The 3,509-nt window shown below is 72.6% G+C and carries 3 protein-coding genes and 1 pseudogene; 1 reads left to right on the forward strand and 3 read right to left on the reverse strand.

The genetic code is table 11. The annotated features are described in order from the left end of the window. Positions 1 to 1,047, forward strand: a 1,047-nt coding sequence (locus VOI19_RS16435; RefSeq protein WP_416366392.1) for a GTP pyrophosphokinase, incomplete at its 5' end; no start/stop codon positions are given. A gap of 15 nt (positions 1,048 to 1,062) precedes the next feature. On the opposite strand, the gene VOI19_RS16440 is transcribed toward VOI19_RS16435, so the two are convergent. From VOI19_RS16440 to VOI19_RS16450, 3 genes and pseudogenes are all read right to left on the reverse strand, one after another. Further along, positions 1,063 to 1,554 carry a hypothetical protein gene (locus VOI19_RS16440; RefSeq protein ID WP_323794043.1) on the reverse strand — a complete coding sequence of 164 codons (492 nt, stop codon included), beginning with the start codon at positions 1,552 to 1,554 and terminating at the stop codon, positions 1,063 to 1,065. A 159-nt stretch (positions 1,555 to 1,713) separates the two neighbouring features. Beyond that, complete coding sequence (locus tag VOI19_RS16445) at positions 1,714 to 3,204, reverse strand: SDR family NAD(P)-dependent oxidoreductase (RefSeq protein ID WP_323794044.1); 1,491 nt, start codon at positions 3,202 to 3,204, stop codon at positions 1,714 to 1,716. A gap of 113 nt (positions 3,205 to 3,317) precedes the next feature. Continuing rightward, positions 3,318 to 3,509, reverse strand: a pseudogene (locus VOI19_RS16450) (MFS transporter); the annotation flags it as partial.

Consider the following 3,509-nt stretch of genomic DNA (forward strand, 5'->3'; position numbering starts at 1 on the left):
GACCTCGACACCGGCTACATCGTCACCCCGCGGCTCGGCACCGCCCCCACCCGCACCGACCTGGTGCGTGACGCCGTGCGCACCTATGCCGCCGACCACCCCGACCTCACGCTCGCCGGGCGTGAGGCCGTCGCGCTGGTGCAGGGGATCCTCGACGAGGCCGGCATCAACTACCTGTCGGTGACGGGGCGCACCAAGTCGGTCGCGTCGTTCGCCGAGAAGGCCGAGCGGATGATCGCCGGGGTGCCGGCCTACGCCGACCCGCTCCAGCAGATCACCGACCAGCTCGGCGTCCGCGTGATCACCTACGTCGAGGACGACGTCGACGCCGTCGCCGACCTGCTCGGCGAGCAGGTGATCGTGCAGGACGACCGCGACATGGGCCAGGAGACGGCCGACGAGGGCCGTTTCGGCTACGCCAGTCGCCACCTGATGATCGCCCTCGACCCGGCGCGCGAGTCGCACCCCGACTTCGAGCACCTCCGGGAGCGGGCCGCGCAGGTGCAGGTGCGCACGGTGCTGCAGCACGCCTGGGCCGAGTTCGAGCACGACATCCGCTACAAGGGCACGGTGCCGGCCGAGCACGCACGCGAGTTCGACCGTCGCTTCGCGCTGGCCGCGGGACTGCTCGAGCTCGCCGACCCCGAGTTCTCCCAGATCCGTGAGCGGCTGCGCGGGGTGGCGCCCGAGGTGCGGGTCAGCACCGACGACGACCCGCGCATCGACCCGCGCGAGCTGGCGGCCTTCCTGGCCGGGCAGTACTCCCAGGCCGGGTGGTCGCGCACCGAGCACTACGGCTGGATCTCCGGGCTGCTGCTCGAGCTGGGCATCACCTCGCTCGACGAGCTGGCCGAGGTCCTGCGTGAGGTCGACGAGGCCGCCATCGCCGAACGGATGGACTACCGCCACCCGCCGGGCGCCGTACGACGGCTGGACGACGCGCTGCTGTGGATCTACGGCGACCGCTTCGTCGACCTCCACGGCAACGCCCACCGGCGCGACGGGTTGGCCGCACGGCTGGTGCGCCTGCGCCCGGCCGAGGCCTAGGGACCACGGCGCAGGTCAGGCCTGGATGCCCCCGCCGTCCCCGCCGCCGTTGCCGGGAAGCTGCGGCTGGCCGGAGCCGCAGAGCCCGAGCGTGATCGCCTTGTAGCGAGCGAAGTCGGGGGAGCCGACCGAGGCCGCGAGGTAGTCGCCCGGCGGCAGGGCGGCGTAGTACTCCACCGCCTCCAGGAGCCCCGCGGTCAGCCGGGTGCCGGCGGCGTCGTCCTCGGCCTGCGCGAGCGGGAGCGCCCGCTCGAAGCGGTTGACGGTCTCCTCGAAGTCGCCGCGGTTGAAGGCCTCGATGCCGGCGACCACCTCGTCGCACGCGGTCTGCTCGGCCTGCTCAGGGGCGCGCTGGGGGGTGCGTTGATCAGGGGCGGACGACGCCGCGGGTGCCGGCACGGCCTCGCCCAGACGGCCGGACGGCGTGAGCGCGCTGCACCCGCCCAGGACGGTCGCTGACAGCGCGGTCGCCAGCAGGAGGGCGGCGGTGCGCGCGGGGAGGGTCACTCACTTGACGGTAGGTCGGGGTGCCAACCCCATCGGTGCTGGCGGCTGGATGCGGCTGCCTCCTGCCTCACCGCGTCTCGTCACGCGGGTCACGACCTCGTTCCTCGGTCGTGCCGCTTGCTCGACGACCATCGACGGGGCTTCGCAGGCTCAGCCCCGTCACCACGGACTGGGCTGATAGTCCTTGAGGAAGTGGCCGTGGAGGTCCTCGCCGGACTCGCCCTGCACGACGGGGTCGTAGACGCGGGCGGCGCCGTCGACGAGGTCGAGCGGGGCGTGCCAGCCCTCGGCAGCGATGCGGAGCTTGTCCTGGTGGGGACGCTCGTCGGTGATCCAGCCGGTGTCGACGGCGTTCATCAGGATCCGGTCGGTCTCGAACATCTCGCCCGCTGACGTGCGGGTCATCATGTTGAGGGCGGCCTTGGCCATGTTGGTGTGCGGGTGCCCGGCGCCCTTGTAGCGGCGGGAGAACTGGCCCTCCATCGCCGAGACGTTCACGACGTGGGCCCGTCCGGACGGCGCCGCGGCGGCCGCAGCCGCCATCGCCGGGCGGAGCCGCGAGACCAGCAGGAACGGCGCGACCGAGTTGCACAGCTGCACCTCGAGGAGCTCCATCGGGTCGACCTCGTCGACGGTCTGGGTCCAGGAGTTGGTGGTCTGGAGGTCCGGCAGCAATCCGCCGGCGTCGACCGCGGTGCCGGCGAGGTGGGCGTCGAGGGAGGCGTGGCCGGCCTTGAGCGCCAGCGCGGTCAGGGTCGCGGCGGAGTGCGCCTCGCGGGCGCGGTCGAGCGACTCACCCTCGTGCGCGGCGACGGCCTCGCGCGACAGCGCTCCGGCGATCGCCGCCGGGTGGGCCTCGGAGATCCGGTCGAAGCGCACCATCTCGGGCAGCGGCCTGCCGTGGATCGCCTCGGGCAGCGGCTCGTCCTCGGCGGCGACGAGGGGCGCGTAGGCGCCGGGCGATCGCCGTACGGTCTGGCAGGCGTTGTTGATCAGCACGTCGAGCGGACCGGCCGCGGCGACGTCGTCGGCCAGGGCCACCACCTGGGTGGGGTCGCGCAGGTCGATGCCGACGATCTTGAGGCGGTCGAGCCAGTCGGGGGCGTCGGGCAGCGAGGAGAAGCGTCGTACGGCGTCGTGCGGGAAGCGCGTGGTGATCGTCAGGTGCGCGCCGTCCCGGAGCAGCCGCAGGGCGATGTACATGCCGATCTTGGCGCGACCGCCGGTGAGCAGGGCGCGGCGACCGGACAGGTCGGTGCCCTGGTCGCGCTTGGCGTGCGAGCGAGCAGCGCAGGTGGGGCAGAGCCAGTGGTAGAACGCGTCGACGAGGGTGTAGTCGTCCTTGCAGATGTAGCACCCGCGCGGGTTGATCAGCTCACCGGCGAACGCCCCGGTGGTGGGGGTCGTGAGCAGCAGACCCTCGGTCTCGTCGTCGATGCGCAGCGGGGATCCGGTGGCCGTGGCCTCGGTGATCGCGCGGTCGTGGGCGAGCTCCTCGGCGCGCTTCGCGGCACGCCGGTCGCGCTTGAGCGCCTTGTACATGTGCGACGCGGCCCGCTTGACCTCGATGTGGTCGGGGTGGTCCTCGGGCACGGTGTGGAGCTGCCCGAGGACTCGCAGGGTCGCGGCAAGGTCGTCGGGGTCGATCACCCGCGGATCCTACGGCCTCTCGCCGAACTGCTGAGCAAACGAGTCCCCGCTGCCGCAGCCCACGCTCAGGGGTGGCTCAGTCGAGGGGCTTTGTTCAGCAGTTCGGCGAGGACTCAGTGGCTGGCCGACGTGTGGGTGACCCGGTAGCGCACGAACGACGGCACCGCGAACGCGGCGATCACGACACCGACGACCACCAGCACTCCGCCGCCGGCCGCAGCGGTCGCCGTACCGATCATCGCGGCGGCAGCACCGTGCGCCACGTCGGCGACGCGCGGTCCGCCGGCGACGACGACGATGAAGAT

Source organism: Nocardioides sp. (genome assembly GCF_034670285.1).
Lineage (GTDB): Bacteria > Actinomycetota > Actinomycetes > Propionibacteriales > Nocardioidaceae > Nocardioides.